This window comes from Frigoribacterium sp. CFBP 8766, from assembly GCF_014841435.1.
Classification (GTDB): domain Bacteria; phylum Actinomycetota; class Actinomycetes; order Actinomycetales; family Microbacteriaceae; genus Frigoribacterium.
This window is the reverse complement of record NZ_JACYTX010000002.1, coordinates 736,681-750,383: the sequence shown is the minus strand read 5'-3', so window position 1 is coordinate 750,383 and position 13,703 is coordinate 736,681. Positions and strand designations below refer to the sequence as shown.

The window sequence follows — 13,703 nt, the reverse complement described above, 5'->3', positions numbered from 1 at the left end:
GTGGGGACGTGCTCGAGGAGGAATACCAGCAGAGGCGGCAGCTGCCCCGTCGGCTCCGCCCTGCGCCGGCCCCTGAGCCCGTGTTCTCGTTCGACATCAGGCCCCTGGAGCCCGCCGACCTGCCGTACGTCCGCGAGATCCACTCCCACTACGTCGCGAACTCGAGCGTGACCTTCGACGAGAAGGCGACGACCCTGGCCGAGTGGCGGCGCAAGGCGGCCGTCGGGCAGAAGCTCGGCATGCCGTTCCTCGTGGCGGTCAGCCCGGTAGGCGAGGTGCTCGGCTACGCGCACGCGACGCCGTGGGGCGGCAAGGCCGCCTACCGGTACACGGTCGAGACGTCGATCTTCCTCCGGGCGGCGGCGACCGGCCGTGGCCTCGGCCGGGCCCTGCTGGAGGCGCTGGTCGAGGCCTGCAGGGAGGCCGGCATCCGCGAGATGATCGCGGTCATCGCCGACGCCAAGGCCGAGGCGTCGATCGCCCTGCACGCGCGGCTCGGCTTCGTCGAGGTGGGCCGGATGGGCCGGGTCGGCTTCAAGTTCGGCCGCTGGCTCGGCACGGTCACGATGCAGAAGTCGCTGAAGAAGCGTCGCCGTCGAGACTCCGCGCCGCGTACCTGAGGGCCGAGTGCCCTGCGCCTAGGCTCGGGGACGTGTTCGAACTCCACCACCTCAGCGCCCAGGAGCAGTGGGACTGGCTCCGCCGCGGCGAGGTCACACCCCGCGAGCTGACCGACCACTACCTGGCGCGCATCGACCGGCTCGACTCCGGCGCCGACGGCGTCGGCGCGTTCGTCGCGGTCGGGGCCGACGCCGCGCGCGGCCGGGCCGACGCTCTCGGGCGCGCCGGCCGCAGCACCGCCCCGCTGTGGGGCCTGCCCCTGGCCGACAAGGACCTCACCGACCGCGCCGGCCTGCCGACCGGTCTCGGCTCGCGGCTCTCCCGCGGGCGCGTCGCCGAGCAGGACTCGGAGATCTCCGCGGTGCTGGGCGAGGCCGGCGCGGTCAGCCTCGGCAAGACCGCGACGCCCGAGTTCGGCCTCACCGGCTACACGGAGCCCGTCGCCGGTCCCGTCCCGCGCAACCCCTGGCGTCGCGACCTCGGCGCGGGCGGCTCGAGCGGGGGAGCGGCGGCCGCGGTCGCCGCCGGCCTGCTGCCGTTCGCCCCCGGCTCGGACGGCGGCGGCTCGATCCGCATCCCCGCCGCCATGACCGGGCTCGTCGGCCTCAAGCCCTCGCGCGGCCGGGTGCCGGCGCAGTCGGGCATCACGAGCCTCGGCGGCCTCGCCGTCGGCGGCCCGATCGCCCGCACCGTCGCCGACGCCGCGATGCTGCTCGACGCGATGGTGTCGCCCGACGGCCGGGCACCGCGCGACCACTTCGCCCTGCGGGCGCCCGGCTCGCCCGACGGGGCGTGGCTCGGCACCGCCGTCCGCGGCGAGGGGCGCTTCCAGCTCGGGGTGCTGACGGCCAGCCCGTGGGACGACGCGTACGACGTCCGGGTCGACCCGCGCCTCCTCGGGGTGCTGCGCGACACCGCCGACCAGCTCGACGTGCTGGGGCACGGTGTGGAGGACGCGACGCTGCCCGGCTCCGACCCGGGGTCCCCGAACTACGCGGCCCTGTTCCGGACGATCTGGCAGGCCGGCGCGGCGGGCATCCCGGCCGAGACCGAGGACGACTTCGCCCTGCTCGAGCCGATGACGGCGTGGCTCGTCCGCCGGGGCCGCGAGCTCGGCGCCCGCGAGCTGGGCGCCGCCCTCGCCGGCCTCAGTGCCTTCGAGCAGAGCGTCATCGCGGCCTTCGACCGCTTCGACGCCGTGCTGACGCCGTCCCTCGCCCTGCTGCCGCCGGCTCTCGGCTGGCACGACGCCGACGACCCCGAGCGGGCCTTCGAGCAGCAGTGCCTCGTGTCGCCGTTCACCTCGTTCGTCAACGTCGCGGGCCTGCCGGCGATCACGCTGCCGGTGGCCGAGGTCGACGGGCTGCCCGCCGGCGTCCAGCTGATCGGCCGACCGGGCCGCGAGGACGTGCTGCTCGCGATCGGCGCGCAGCTCGAGCGGCGCCTGCGGTGGCAGCGGCGGCACCCCGACTGCTGGTGAGGGACGCGGTCAGGACCCGTCGAGGGTCGGCACGGACGCGATGAGCCGCTTCGTGTAGTCGTGCTGCGGTCGCCCGAGCACGTCGGCGGTGGCGCCCTGCTCGACGATGCGGCCGCCCTGCAGCACGGCCACCCGGTCGCTGAGGTGCTGCACGAGCCCCACGTCGTGCGAGACGATCAGCAGCGACAGCCCGAGGTCGTCGCGCAGCTCGGCCAGCAGGCCGAGGATCTGAGCGCGCACGGTCACGTCGAGCGCGCTCATCGGCTCGTCGCCGACCAGCAGGTCGGGGCCGTGCACGACGGCACGGGCCAGGGCGACGCGCTGGCGCTGGCCGCCGCTCAGCTCGTGCGGCCAGAGGTCGACGCCCCGCGGGTCGAGTCCGACACGGTCGAGCACCTCGGCGACCATGCGCTCGTGGTCGCCCGGCACGTGCAGCAGGCGCAGCGGCTCGGCCACGACGTCGCCGATCCGCATGCGGGGGTCGAGCGAGCTGTACGGGTCCTGCAGCACGACGCCCGTGCGGCGGCGCAGCCAGCGGAGGCGCGACGCGCGGTCGGGACGCACCTCCCGCCCGTCGAACGTCACGGTGCCGGCGGTCGGCCGGTCGAGCGCGAGCAGGAGGCGCACCAGGGTCGACTTGCCCGAGCCGGACTCGCCGATGAGGGCGACGCTCTCGCCCCGCCCGACGTCGAGGTCGGCCTCGACGAGGGCGTGCCGCACGGGCCCGGGCTGGAACGGCGACCGGCGGGGCAGCGTGAAGGTGCGCGAGAGCCCGCGGCCGCGGAGCAGCGGCCCGGCGCCCGCGCCGTCGGCGTCGTGCTGCGCGTGCGAGTCGGTCACGGTGCCCTCCAGGTCGTCGCCCGCGTGGCCTCGACGAGGCCGCGCGTCACGGGGTGGGCAGGCGAGCCGAGGAGGCGCGCGACCGGCCCGCTCTCGACCACGCGTCCCCGGGACAGGACCGCCGCCTCCTCGGCGACCTGCGCCAGCACCGCGAGGTCGTGGGTCACGAACAAGAGCGAGGCCCCGCGCTCGTCGACCAGCCGGCGGAACAGCGCGAGCACCTCGGCCTGGGTCGTCACGTCGAGCGCGGTCGTGGGCTCGTCGGCGAGCAGCACGGCCGGGCGGGCGATGAGCGCCGTCGCGATGACGGCGCGTTGCCGCTGGCCGCCCGACAGCTGGTGCGGCCACGAGTCCGCGACCGACTCGTCGAGCCCGACCTCGGCCAGGGCCTCGACGGCCCGGCGGCGCGCGTCGGCCCGGGAGACGCGGCCGTGCAGGCGCAGCGGCTCGGCCACCTGACGCCCGATGGTCATGACGGGGTCGAGGGCCGTGCGCGGGTCCTGGAACACGGCGGCGATCGTCGCTCCCCGCAACGGGGCGAGCTGCCGGTCGGAGAGGCCGACGAGCTCGCGGCCGTCGAGGCGGATGCTGCCCGTCACGACGGCCTGCGGCGGCAGCAGGCCGAGGACGGCGAGCGTCGTCATCGACTTGCCCGAGCCGGACTCGCCGATCAGGCCGAGTCGGGCGCCGTCCGCGAGGTGCAGCGAGACGCCGTCGACGACGCGGCGCCCGTCGATCGTCACGGTCAGGTCGCCGACGTCGAGGCTCACGAGGTCACTCCGGGGAAGGCGGCGGGGGAGTCGGCAGGGTCGGGCGCGGCCGCGGGCGAGGCCGGGGTGCCGGGGTCCACGGGCAGGGCGGCACGTCGCCCGCCCCCGCGGAGGCGCGGGTCGGCGGCGTCGCGCACCGCGTCGCCCAGCAGGTTCAGCGCCAGCACGGTCAGCGTGATCGCGAGCCCGGGCCAGACGATCGTCCACGGGTGCACGCCGAGGAACTTCTGGAGATCCGCGAGGAGGCGCCCCCACGAGGCCGTCTCGGCCGACGCCCCGTAGCCGAGGAACGACAGCCCCGCCTCCGCGAGGATCGACGTCGCCATCGCGAGCGACAGCTGCACGACGAAGACCGGCGCGATGTTCGGAAGCACGTGCCGCAGCAGCACCGTCGTGGTCCCGGCGCCCGACGCGCGGGCGGCGGTGACGTAGTCCTCTCGGGCGACCCGGCGGATCTCGCTGCGGGAGACGCGGGCGATCGTCACCCCGTAGCCGAGGCCGGCGGCGACCACGACGACCCCGAGCGACCCGCCGAACGCCGCGGCGAGGGCCATCGCGACCAGGATGGTGGGGAACGCGACGAGGACGTCGATGAGCACGGCGACCGACTCGCGCACGATCCGGGCGGTCAGCGAGCCGAGGGCGGCGAGGCCGAGCCCGACGACGAGCGCGAGGAGGCCGGCGGAGACGGCGACGACCACGGTGGTGCCGCTCGCCGCCATCACGTAGCTGGCGATGTCGCGGCCGACGGCGTCGGTGCCGAACAGGTGCGTTCCCGACGGGGGCAGCCAGGCCGAGTAGGGATCCGTGCGGAACGGGTCGGCCGGGGTCCAGAAGGGGCTGACCGCTGCGGCGACGGCGACGAGGGCCAGCCAGGCGACGGCCGCCGCGCCCTGGCGTCGGCGCAGCAGCGCGCGCACGAACGAGCCGCGCCTCATCGCTCGACCTCGCGCAGCCGGGGGTCGAGCCGTCGGTGGGCGACGTCGACGAGCAGCCCGACGAACAGGACGATCGCGGTGAGCGTCATCAGCTCGCCCTGGACCTTGGTGAGGTCGCGGCGGCCGACGTCGGTGACGAGCATCCGGCCGAGGCCGGGCAGCGTGAACAGCTGCTCGACGACGACGGCGCCCACCACGAGCCCGACGACCTGGAGGCCGAGCACGCTGACGACGCTGAGCATCACGTTCGGCAGGCCGTGCCGCAGGAGCGCGCGGTCGAGCGTCATGCCCTTGGCCGCAGCGGCGCGGACGTAGTCCTGGTCGAGCGCGCCGATGGCGGCCGACCGGGTGAAGCGCAGCAGCACCGCACCCTCGATGATCCCGATCGTGAGGGCAGGCAGCACGAGCGAGCGGAGCGCCCGCCCGGGGTCCTGCCAGCCGTCGAGGGGCCAGCCCTGGGTGGGCAGCCAGCCGAGCGTGACCGCGAAGAGGGCGATGAGGAGCATGCCGAGCCAGACGGCCGGCACCGCGGCGAGCAGCTGCGAGCCGACGCCGACGACGAGGCCGACGGGTCGGCGGTGCCGGGCGGCGGCCCAGACGCCGGCAGGCACGCCGATCAGGAGCCCGAAGACCAGCGAGAGCCACGCCAGCGGCAGGGTCACGCCGAGCTTCTCGGCGATCTCGTCGGCGACGGGGGTGCCCGTCACGAGCGACTCGCCGAGGTCGAGGCGCAGCAGCCCGGCCGCCCAGTCGAGGTACTGCGCGGCGATCGGCCGGTCGAGGCCGAGCTGCTCCCGCAGCGCCGCGACCTGGGCGGGCGAGCCCGTCGTGCCCGCGATCGCCTGCGCGACGTCGCCCGGCAGGAGGCGGAGCGTCGCGAAGATCAGCACGCTCGCGACCACGAGCCCCAGGGCGAAGAGGGCCGTGCGTCCGAGCAGGAAGCGGGTCACTCCGAGACGGCCAGCGCGGACAGGTCGAGGCGGGTGCTGGTGGACGACGTCGGGAAGCCCGTCACGCCGTCGCGCACGGCCGTCAGCGTCGTGGCGGTGTACAGCCACTCTGCCGGGGCGTCCTCCGACACGATCCGGGCGGCCTCGGCGAGCTTGGAGGCGGCGACGTCGGGGTCGGTCGCGGCCAGCGACTCGGCGTAGAGCTGCTGGACGGGAGCCGAGTCGTAGCCCCAGTAGTAGGTCGGGTCGGCCCAGTTCGAGAAGTCGTGGGTCTCGGCGTGGTTCACCATGCTCAGCTGGAAGTCGCGCGTGCCGCCGTCGGCGGGCGGCGCGAGCACGTCGTTGAGCCAGGTCGTGAAGTCGACCTGCTGCACCGTCAACGTGACGCCGACGTCGGCGAGCTGGGTGGTGAGCACGTCGCCGATCGCGGCGGGGTAGAAGTTCGCGTACTCGAGCGTGAGGTCGAGGTCGTCGGCGTGGCCCGCCTCCGCCAGCAGCTGCTTCGCCTGGTCGGGGTCGTAGGCGTCGACGTCCGTCAGGTCTTCGTAGCCCGGGTCGAGCTCGGGGATCGGTCCGCCCTGGTCGACGGCCGAGCCGCCGACGGCCGCGATCAGCGCGTCGTTGTCGACGGCCATCCGGATCGCCTGGCGCACCCGCGGGTCGGTGAAGGGGGCGACCGCGTTGTTGAAGGCGAGGGTGTACTTGTCGGTCGTCTGGCCCTTCTCGACCGTGATGCCGTCGACGCCGTCGAGCTGGGAGGCGAGGGTCGCGTCGACCGCCGTCTGCACGTCGAGGTCGCCCGAGAGGGTCGCGTTGATCGCGGCCGAGCCGTCCGGCACGTAGCGGAACACGACGCCGGCGACGCCGGCGGCCTCGCCCCAGTAGTCGTCGAAGCGCTCGAGGCGGAGGCTGTCGCCCTGGGTCCACGAGGCGAGCGTGAAGGGCCCGGTGCCGTTGGCGGTGGTCGAGAGGTCGTTGGTGGCCGCCTGCTCGAGCACGAGCCCGGCACGGCCGGTCAGCGCGAACAGCAGGGCCGAGTCGGGCTGCGACAGCGTGAGCACGACGGTGTCGTCGGCGGGGGAGCTGATGTCGGCGACCGACGCGAGGTCGGCGTGGCCGGCGAGCGATTCGTCGTCGGCGACCTGCTGCAGCGACCACACGACGTCGGCCGCGGTCATCGCGGCGCCGTCGTGGAACGTCACTCCGTCCTGCAGCGCGAACGTGTAGGTCAGGCCGTCCGCGCTGATCGTGTGCTCGCGGGCCAGCACGTCGACGATCTCGTTGTCCTGCGTGCGGCCGACGAGGCCCTGGTAGACGTTGTCGATCAGCACCTGGTCGAGGGCGATGCCGGAGGTGGTGCGGACGTCGAGGTCGGAGGGCTCGAGCACGAGGCCCACGGTGACCGTCGCGTCGGCGCCGCCGCGCGGGGCGTCGGAGCCGCCCGCGGTGCACCCGGCGAGCAGGGCGAGGGAGGCGGCGGCGGCGACCACGGGGACGAGGAGGCGGGAGGGGCGCATGGCGGTGGAGGTGCCTTTCGGGAGCGGTTCGGGTCGGCGTGCACCGTCGCTCGTGGCGACCTGCACGCTCCGGTCGAAGGAGGACCGTCGTCGCTTGTGGACGTCGGACCACGGCTGGCACGTCGTCGCTGCCGGACTGACGCGCCGCCCCTCGCCCCCAGGTCGCTGCCGGACCCGTGGACGTCAGAGAATCTACTACACGGGGGTCGGCCCGGCACCGGGCCGCGCGTGCGCCCGAGCGCGGGCGGTGCCTGTGCACCTGCCGCGAGGGCAGGCCGCCGAGTGGCGGATGAGGCAAGCCTCACCTACATTGGGCGGGACATGATCCTCGACTTCGCCGACCCGCCCCTCCCGTACGACGCGATCCGCGTCCTCTTCGCGGGCGACGCCTCCTCGGTCCCCACGCTCCGTGCCATGCTCGCGGCCCTGCCGATCTGCGCCCGGGGCCAGGTGTTCGTCGAGGTCGACACCGCGGCCGAGATCGAGGAGCTGCCGTCGCCCGGCCGCGTCACGGTCACCTGGCTCGCTCGCGACCGCCGATCGGGCGCGCCCGGCAGCGGACTCTCCTGCGCGTCCGGCGAGGCGGTCGAGCGTGCCGTGCGCGCGTGGCTCGCCGAGATGTACGTCGACGCCGACGCGCTGGCCGAGGCCGAGCACCTCATCTGGCTCGGGGGCCCCGAGGGCTTCGCGTGGGACCTGCGCCGCGACCTGCACGACATGGTCTCGCCCCACCAGGGCGTGCCCTCCGACCGGGGCACGACCGCCGTCTGAGCGCCCGCCTCCTCGGCTCGTGGTCGACACCTGTCGTTCGACGTCGAGGCGACTCCCGTCGACTTAGGTAAGGCATGCCTTAGGCTCGACTCGTGACGATCACGACAGAGGCCCCGCCCGAGGCCCGCCCGAAGCCCGCCCACCGCCCGTACCGGGTGCGCGTCGCGGCCCTGCAGGCCCTGAGCCCGCACTTCGTCCGCGTGACCTTCACCGGCGACGACCTCGCCGACTTCGGCGTCGACGGCCTCGACCAGCGGATCAAGCTGGTGCTGCCCCTCGAGGCCACCGGCTACGACACGTTCCCCACCGACGACTGGTGGCCCTCCTGGCGGGCGCTGCCGGCGCACGAGCAGAACGCCTTCCGCACCTACACGGCGCGCGCCGTCCGGCCGCAGCTCCGCGAGGTCGACGTCGACTTCGTCAGCCACGGCGACCAGGGGGCCGCGGCCTCCTGGCTCGCCCGCACCCGCGTCGGCGACGTGGCGATGCTCATCGGGCCCGACGCGACGAGCGGGGTCACCGGCAGCGGCGTCGAGTGGGCGCCCGGCCGTGCCTCCACCGTGATGATCGCCGGCGACGAGACCGCCGTGCCCGCCATCTCGTCCATCGTCGAGTCGCTGCCGGCCGACGCCCGGGGCTGCGTGTTCCTCGAGGTGCCGACCGCGGACGACGTGCTGCCGCTGGTGGCGCCGCCCGGCGTGACCGTGCACTGGCTGCCGCGCTCCGGCAGCGGGGCGCCGAAGGCCGACGCCGCCGCGGACGTGGCCGTCGACGCTGCCTACGGCGCGCCCCTGCAGGCCGCGGTGCGCGGTTGGACGGCCCGCTACGTGACCGCGTGGCACCGCGGCGTCGACCTGGAGGAGGTCGACATCGAGCACGACATCCTCTGGGACGTCCCGCAGGGCGAGGCGCCGCACGGCGCCGCCCTGCAGGGCGAGCTCTATGCCTGGCTGGCCGGCGAGGCCGGCGCGATCAAGGCGCTGCGACGGTTCCTCGTGAGCGAGGTCGGCGTCGACCGCCGCCAGGTCGCCTTCATGGGCTACTGGCGGCTGGGCCGCGCGGAGATGTGACCCGGGGCGGCGCGGAGGCCCGCCCTGGGGCCGCGCCGGTCAGACCTGCGGGTCGACCCCGACGATCTCGCTCGTCCTGTCCCAGAGCGCCTCGGCCAGCAGGTCGTCCTGCGCGTGCCGGTGCAGCCGGCCGTGCGGCTTCAGCTGGTCGAAGTAGGTGCCGTTCTCGACGCTGACCGAACTCGGGCCCGACAGCTGGATCAGGGGTACGGCGCCCGCGTGGGCCGAGATGCCGTAGTTGCCGTTCGAGAGAACGTTCGCCATGCGCCACATCGGCGACGACGAGCCGAACGACGTCTTGACGATGCCGGGGTGGAACGAGAACGCCTCCAGGCCGGTGCGCCGGGCGAGCTCGCGGACGAACAGGATCGTCTCGATCTTGCTCGTGCCGTACTGGCGCCAGCCGCCGAGCCAGGGCCGCTTGGCCCAGTTCAGGTCGTCGAGCCGGACGCTGCCGAACAAGTTGGCCACGCTGGCCGTCGAGACGACCCGGCCAGAGCTCTCGAGCAGCCGGGGCAGCAGGAGGCGCGTCAGCAGGAAGGGCGCCAGGTGGTTCGACTGCAGGATGCGCTCGTGCCCGTCGTGGCTGAGGCCTCGCTCGCTCACGAGGCCGCCCGCGTTGTTGGCCAGCACGTCGATGCGCGGGTACGCCTCGAGCAGCTCGTCCGCGAGGCGGCGTACGTCGTCGAGCCGGTCGTAGTCGGCCAGGAACGCCCGGCCGCCGACCTGGTCGGCGACGGCGCGGGTGCGCTCGGCGTTGCGGCCGACCACGGCCACCTGCGCGCCTCCCGCCGCGAGCTCGATCGCCGCCTCCCGGCCGATGCCGCTGCTGGCTCCGGTGATGATCACGGTGCGGGTCATCGATAGCCGCCTTCCTCGAGGCCTGCCTCGATCTCGAACCTGTTCGTCAGCGGGTCGCTGCCGGCCAGGAAGTACAGGAACGGCATCAGCATGCCGTACTTCTGCCACTGCCTCACGTGGACGGCCTCGTGCTGCAGCACGCGAGGGCCGTCGTTGTCACGGGTCAGGTAGACCCGCCCGACGCAGGTGCCGCCGCGCTTGAACGCCCACCGGGGGAGGCCCCGGCAGACGATCAGGTCGCCGACCACGCGCACCCGGCCGACACTGAGCGGCACGCCGATCGCGAGCCCGACGGCTGTCGCCCACGCGCAGCCGAGGCGCGAGACCGGCGAGTCGAGGAGGGGGTTCCTCACGGACGCCCGTAGGCGTCGAGCAGGCGCAGCCAGATCTCGCTCACCGTCGGGTAGGCGGGGACGGCGTGCCACAGGCGGTCGATCGGCACCTCGCCGACCACGGCGATCGTGGCGGCCTGGAGCAGCTCGGCGACGTCGGGCCCGACGAACGTGGCGCCCACGATGACCTTGCGGCCCTCGTCCACGACGATCCGGGCGTGCCCCTCGTAGTCGTCCGAGTGCAGGGCCGACCCGGCCACGCCGGCGAGGTCGTAGTCGACGACCTTCACGTCGATGCCCCGCTTCTCGGCGGCGTCCGCGGTGAGGCCGACGCTCGCCACCTCGGGGTCGGTGAACGTCACCTGGGGCACGGCGGCGTCGTCCGCGGTCGCGACGTGCGCGCCCCACGGCTCGGTCATCAGCTCACGGCCGAGGGCGCGGGCGGCGATGACCTCGCCGGCGGCGCGGGCCTGGTACTTGCCCTGGTGCGTGAGCAGCGCACGGTGGTTCACGTCGCCGACGCCGTAGAGCCAGTCGGTGCCGTGCACGAGCAGCGTGTCGTCGACCTGCAGCCAGTCGCCGGGCTCGATGCCGACGTTCTCGAGGCCGAGGTCGGAGGTGCGCGGCACGCGGCCCGTCGCGACGAGGATCTCGTCGGCGATCACGACGCTGCCGTCGTCGAGGGTGACCTCGACCGTGTCGTGCTCGGTGCGGAGGACGGAGGCGGGGGACGCGCCGACGCGCACGTCGACGCCTCGCTCGCTCAGGGTCTTGCCGACGAGCTCGCCGGCGAAGGGCTCCTGGCCGCCCAGCAGGCCGCTGCGGGCGATGACCGTCACGGTCGAGCCGAGGCCCTGGTAGGCGGTGGCCATCTCTAGGGCGACGACGCCGCCTCCGACGATGACGAGGCTCTGGGGAACCGTCTGGGCGCTGGTGGCCTCGCGGCTCGTCCACGGACGCGCCTCGGCCAGGCCGGGCACGTCGGGCAGCAGGGCGGTGGAGCCGGTGGCCGCGACCACGGCGTGGCGGGCCGTGTGCACGGTCCCGTCGACCGTCACCTCCTTGACGCCGGTGATGGTCGCGTGGCCGCGGAGCAGGGCGATGCCCGCGCCCTCGACCCAGTCGGCCTGCCCCGAGTCGTCCCAGCCGCTCGTGAACGAGTCGCGTCGGCGCAGCACCGCGGCGACGTCGACGTCGCCGGTCACCGCCTGGGCGGCGCCGCCCACGGACTTCGCGGCCCGGATCACCGAGGTGGAGCGGAGGAGCGCCTTCGACGGCATGCAGGCCCAGTACGAGCACTCGCCGCCGATCAGCTCGGCCTCCACGAGGGCCACCTCCAGCCCGCTGCGGGTGGCGTAGTCCGCCACGTTCTCGCCGACCGCGCCGGCTCCGATCACGATGAGGTCATAAGTCGTCATGGGTCAGACGGTAGTCCCGGTGGCCTGTCGAGCGCCGGGGGACCGCCCATCACCCGCATGAACGATCGCTGTACGGATTCTGAGTACTGGTTGACAGGGGAGGACGTCGCGGGCCCGGAGGCGTACGGTGCTGGAAAAGGCGCAGACAGCGCCGTTAGCGAGGAGGTCACCATGGGACTCGACGACAAGATCAAGAACGCCGCTCAGGACATCGCCGGCAAGGCGAAGGAGGCCATCGGAGACCGCAAGGGCGACGACAGCCTCAAGGCCGAGGGTCAGAAGGACCAGGCCGGCGCGTCCGCCAAGAAGGTCGGCGAGGACGTCAAGGACGTCTTCAAGTAGGTCGATCCGCCTCGTTCTCGAGCCCGTCTCCCCTCAGGGGGAGGCGGGCTCCTGCGTGTCAGGGGCCGGCACCGTCCGGTCTCGTCGTCGTCCGCACTGCGGAGGGCGACACGAGGAGGCGGTCAGTCGCCCTCGTACTCCGCCGTCGTCCTCGAGAGGAACGCCTCCATGCCCCGGCGCGCGTCGCCGGTCTGCATCAGCCGCACGAGCTCCGGCTGCAGCCGCGCCTCCGCGGCGGCGTCCCCCTCGCGCACCGCGAGCCGGGCGTTCGCCAGGGTCGCCTGCACGGCCAGCGGGGCCTGGGCGGCCATGCGGCGGGCGAGCTCGAGGCCGCGGGTGCGGGCCTCGCCCTCGGGGACGACCTCCTGCACGAGCCCGATGCGCCGCGCCTCCTCGGCGTCGAACAGGTCGCCGGTGAGCATCCAGCGCATGGCGTCGCCCCAGCCGACCCGGCGGGGGAGCCGGATCGTGGCCCCGCCGAACGGGAGGATCGCGCGGCTCACCTCGATCTGCCCGAAGCGGGTGCCGACCTCGGCCACGACGACGTCGCTCGCGAGGGCGAGCTCGACCCCGAGCGTGAGGCAGGTGCCCTGCACGGCGGCGACGACGGGCTTCGTGAGCTGACGCCCCTCGACCTGCCAGGGATGCAGCCCGCCCTCGGGGACGACGTCGAGCCCGTCCTCGCCGACGGCGGGGGCGACGTCGCCGAGGTCGAGGCCCGCCGTGAAGTGCTCGCCGTGGCCGACGAGCAGGCCGACCCGCAGGTCGGGATCGCGGTCGAGCAGGCCGTAGGCGAGCGAGAGCTCGCGGAGCATCCGCCGGTCGGCCGCGTTCCGCTTCTCGGGGCGGTCGAGGCCGATGAGGAGCACGTGTTCGTCGCGCTCGACGGAGACGCGGGGCCGGTCGTCGCTCACCGTGCCGTCGCTCGCCGCGCCGTCGGTCATCGGGCCAGTGCTCCGACGACGCGGAGGATCGTGCCCATGTCGTCGGCCGCGGCGGCCGCGTCGACGGGGGCGAACGAGCACAGGCCCGCACCGACGAGCGTGAAGCGTTCCTTGAGGGCGGTGATCGTGGCGATCAGGACGGCCGGGTCGAGGCCGAAGGGGACCGGCTCGAGCAGCCCGTCGAGGGTGCCGGGGTCGAGCACGTCGAGGTCGACGTGGACGTACACCTCGGTGGCGCCGGTCGCGGCGACTGCCTCGACCACCTCCTCCGGGGTGAGGTCGAGCGACGACACCGTGCGCACACGGCGGCTCTCGACCCAGGTGTCCTCGGCGTCGTCGTACGTGCGGCTCCCGGCCAGGACGATCCGGCCCGGCTCGAGGCGCCTCGCCCCGGGCCCGGCCTCGAGGGCGCCGAGCTCGTCCGTGCCGTCGCCGGTGAGGGCCCGGAGGACCATCCCGCTGAAGGCGCCGCTCTCGCTGGTGCGCGGGCTGTGCAGGTCGGGGTGGGCGTCGAACCAGACGACGGCGGTGTCGGGGCCGAGGGTGTGCTGCACGGCGGCGTACTCGACGCCGCAGTCGCCGCCCACGACGAGGGCGGGCGAGGCCTCGGCCTCGAGCTCGCGGCGGAGCGACGCGGCCACGGCCACGACCGACGAGAACCTGTGCACGCGGGTGCCGAGCGAGTCGCCGGCGCCGACCGGCACCTCGACCACGGCGGTCGACTTCGCGGGCAGGTCGCCGAGCACGGCGTACGCGCCCTCGGCGAGCCGCATCGCCCTCGACGACGGAGAACCCTGCCACTGGGGGACCACGACGAACCTCATGCGCGTGAGTCTGGCACAGGGCGGT

Annotated in this window: 15 protein-coding genes; 5 read left to right on the top strand and 10 right to left on the bottom strand. The window is 74.4% G+C overall.

Annotated features, from left to right (window positions below; genetic code table 11):
* The first annotated feature begins 8 nt into the window (after positions 1–8).
* Together IFT90_RS09290 and IFT90_RS09285 are read left to right on the top strand one after the other, a co-directional pair.
* A complete protein-coding gene (locus IFT90_RS09290) occupies positions 9–620 on the top strand; it encodes a GNAT family N-acetyltransferase (protein WP_192041927.1) in 612 nt (203 codons plus the stop codon).
* A gap of 32 nt (positions 621–652) precedes the next feature.
* A complete protein-coding gene (locus tag IFT90_RS09285; protein WP_192041926.1) occupies positions 653–2,101 on the top strand; it encodes an amidase family protein in 1,449 nt (482 codons plus the stop codon).
* 9 nt (positions 2,102–2,110) lie between these two features.
* Here the strand turns inward: IFT90_RS09285 and IFT90_RS09280 are convergent, their stop codons facing one another.
* Genes IFT90_RS09280 through IFT90_RS09260 form a run of 5 tightly spaced genes read right to left on the bottom strand, consistent with a single transcriptional unit; the run spans position 2,111 to position 7,116 of the window.
* Positions 2,111–2,941 (bottom strand): ABC transporter ATP-binding protein, encoded by an 831-nt coding sequence (locus IFT90_RS09280; RefSeq protein WP_371812205.1) that lies wholly within the window; start codon positions 2,939–2,941, stop codon positions 2,111–2,113.
* Positions 2,938–3,711: an ATP-binding cassette domain-containing protein gene (locus IFT90_RS09275; protein WP_192041925.1), complete on the bottom strand. Its 774-nt coding sequence runs from the start codon at positions 3,709–3,711 to the stop codon at positions 2,938–2,940. The genes IFT90_RS09280 and IFT90_RS09275 overlap by 4 nt, the downstream gene beginning before the upstream one ends.
* The gene (locus IFT90_RS09270) at positions 3,708–4,649 is read right to left on the bottom strand and encodes an ABC transporter permease (RefSeq protein WP_192041924.1); all 942 of its coding nucleotides are present in this window, start codon (positions 4,647–4,649) and stop codon (positions 3,708–3,710) included. Before IFT90_RS09270 ends, IFT90_RS09275 begins: the two co-directional genes overlap by 4 nt.
* On the bottom strand, positions 4,646–5,599 hold the full coding sequence (locus IFT90_RS09265) for an ABC transporter permease subunit (protein WP_192041923.1): 954 nt from the start codon (positions 5,597–5,599) through the stop codon (positions 4,646–4,648). The genes IFT90_RS09270 and IFT90_RS09265 overlap by 4 nt, the downstream gene beginning before the upstream one ends.
* Entirely contained in the window at positions 5,596–7,116 is a 1,521-nt protein-coding gene (locus IFT90_RS09260; RefSeq protein ID WP_192041922.1) for an ABC transporter substrate-binding protein, read from the bottom strand. Before IFT90_RS09260 ends, IFT90_RS09265 begins: the two co-directional genes overlap by 4 nt.
* A 321-nt stretch (positions 7,117–7,437) precedes the next feature.
* On the opposite strand from IFT90_RS09260, the gene IFT90_RS09255 reads away from it, so the two are divergent.
* The gene (locus IFT90_RS09255; protein WP_192041921.1) at positions 7,438–7,887 is read left to right on the top strand and encodes an SIP domain-containing protein; all 450 of its coding nucleotides are present in this window, start codon (positions 7,438–7,440) and stop codon (positions 7,885–7,887) included.
* A 92-nt stretch (positions 7,888–7,979) separates the two neighbouring features.
* The gene (locus tag IFT90_RS09250; protein WP_371812204.1) at positions 7,980–8,957 is read left to right on the top strand and encodes a siderophore-interacting protein; all 978 of its coding nucleotides are present in this window, start codon (positions 7,980–7,982) and stop codon (positions 8,955–8,957) included.
* 39 nt (positions 8,958–8,996) lie between these two features.
* Here the strand turns inward: IFT90_RS09250 and IFT90_RS09245 are convergent, their stop codons facing one another.
* Genes IFT90_RS09245 through IFT90_RS09235 form a run of 3 tightly spaced genes read right to left on the bottom strand, consistent with a single transcriptional unit; the run spans position 8,997 to position 11,568 of the window.
* On the bottom strand, positions 8,997–9,818 hold the full coding sequence (locus IFT90_RS09245) for an SDR family NAD(P)-dependent oxidoreductase (protein WP_146900030.1): 822 nt from the start codon (positions 9,816–9,818) through the stop codon (positions 8,997–8,999).
* On the bottom strand, positions 9,815–10,171 hold the full coding sequence (locus tag IFT90_RS09240; RefSeq protein WP_192169191.1) for a Fe-S oxidoreductase: 357 nt from the start codon (positions 10,169–10,171) through the stop codon (positions 9,815–9,817). The genes IFT90_RS09245 and IFT90_RS09240 overlap by 4 nt, the downstream gene beginning before the upstream one ends.
* Positions 10,168–11,568, bottom strand: coding sequence for an NAD(P)/FAD-dependent oxidoreductase (locus tag IFT90_RS09235; RefSeq protein WP_192041920.1), 1,401 nt, complete (start codon positions 11,566–11,568; stop codon positions 10,168–10,170). Before IFT90_RS09235 ends, IFT90_RS09240 begins: the two co-directional genes overlap by 4 nt.
* Before the next feature lie 171 nt (positions 11,569–11,739).
* Between IFT90_RS09235 and IFT90_RS09230 the strand changes: the two genes are divergently transcribed.
* Positions 11,740–11,910, top strand: a complete 171-nt coding sequence (locus IFT90_RS09230; protein WP_123546355.1) for a CsbD family protein — start codon at positions 11,740–11,742, stop codon at positions 11,908–11,910.
* Positions 11,911–12,032: 122 nt separating this feature from the next.
* Here the strand turns inward: IFT90_RS09230 and IFT90_RS09225 are convergent, their stop codons facing one another.
* Together IFT90_RS09225 and IFT90_RS09220 are read right to left on the bottom strand one after the other, a co-directional pair.
* Positions 12,033–12,854 (bottom strand): crotonase/enoyl-CoA hydratase family protein, encoded by an 822-nt coding sequence (locus IFT90_RS09225; protein ID WP_192041919.1) that lies wholly within the window; start codon positions 12,852–12,854, stop codon positions 12,033–12,035.
* Entirely contained in the window at positions 12,851–13,678 is an 828-nt protein-coding gene (locus IFT90_RS09220; protein WP_192041918.1) for an arginase family protein, read from the bottom strand. The genes IFT90_RS09225 and IFT90_RS09220 overlap by 4 nt, the downstream gene beginning before the upstream one ends.
* Positions 13,679–13,703 lie beyond the last annotated feature (25 nt).